This is a genomic window from Comamonas sp. JNW, assembly GCF_003105075.1.
Lineage (GTDB): Bacteria > Pseudomonadota > Gammaproteobacteria > Burkholderiales > Burkholderiaceae_C > Comamonas > Comamonas squillarum.
This window is the reverse complement of sequence record NZ_QETI01000036.1, coordinates 1-1161: the sequence shown is the minus strand read 5'-3', so window position 1 is coordinate 1161 and position 1161 is coordinate 1. Positions and strand designations below refer to the sequence as shown.

General features: G+C 58.6%; 1 protein-coding gene. It reads right to left on the bottom strand.

Annotated elements, in window-relative coordinates:
- Positions 1–139 precede the first annotated feature (139 nt).
- A protein-coding gene (locus tag DCO45_RS22435; RefSeq protein WP_116927873.1) for an IS5 family transposase occupies positions 140–1110 on the bottom strand; the annotation gives its coding sequence in 2 pieces (ribosomal slippage) (positions 140–960 and positions 960–1110; 972 coding nt in all).
- Between the last annotated feature and the right edge of the window lie 51 nt (positions 1111–1161).

Here is a 1161-nt window from a genome sequence, read left to right as displayed (position 1 = left end):
TAGGGATCCTCTGCAAAACCGCTGAATTCAGACTGGCCAGTTAGCTCACAGCCGATTTGCCCGCTTATGCGCGGTTTTGCAGCCAAGCTTCTACCCGCATCTGCGGCTTTTTGCCCTTTTGGGCCATCTGCAGGCGCACTCAGGCCTGCATCCTCATCAACTGCTCTCGCACCAGCCACAGGTTGGCCAGCGCAAACATCGTTTGGAGCTTGTTGTCGTTCTTGGCGATGCCCCGGTAGCGCACCTTACTGAACCCAAACTGCTGCCCGGCGATGCGAAACGGGTGTTCCACCTTGGCTCGCATGCTGGCCTTGGTTTGCTCGTATTTCTCTTTTAGCATTCCCAGCTCGGTGCCCAAGTCCAGCTTCTTGCGCAGCCCTTTGCGCATGGCAATGTGCCAGGTCACTTGGCTCTTTGCCGCCTCTGCGCGTTTGTCCACGCCTTGGTAACCGCTGTCGCCCAGCGCATGTCTCTCTTGCCCATGCAAGAGACTATGGGCATGCGATACATCGGCTTCGTTGCCTGGTGTTGAAACGACGGTGTGCACCAGGCCCGAGTTGCTATCGACACCGATATGGCACTTCATCCCAAAGTGCCACTGGTTGCCCTTCTTGCTCTGGTGCATCTCAGGGTCCCGCTCACCGCCTGCATTCTTGGTGGAGCTGGGAGCTGCAATCAGGGTGGCATCGACCACGGTGCCGTGTCTCAAGAGCAGGTTCTTGTCTGTCAGGATGGCGTTGACCAGCGCCAGGATCTGCAAGCCCAGCTGGTGAGTCTCCAAGAGGCGACGGAACCGCAAGATAGTGCTCTCATCGGGCATGGTGCTGATGCCCGGATCGAGCCTGGCAAAGCTGGCGAAGACGGGGGTGTCGTAGAGCGCTTCTTCCACTGCCGGGTCCGAGAGGTTGAACCACTGCTGCAGCAGGTGGATACGCAGCATGGACTCGACTGCAAATGCGGCCTGCCGGTAGCTTTGGGCGGGCTGTGTGACTCAATGAGTGTCACCAGCTCGTGCCAGGGAACGACCAAGTCCATCTCGTCCAAGAACTCACGCTTGCGCGTGCGTTTGGACTTCTTCTCGAATCCGGTAGCCAGGCTCATTTGCTTCATGCGCGGATCATCCCATGCGGTGGGGCGGGCTGGGACTTTTGCAGAGTTTCC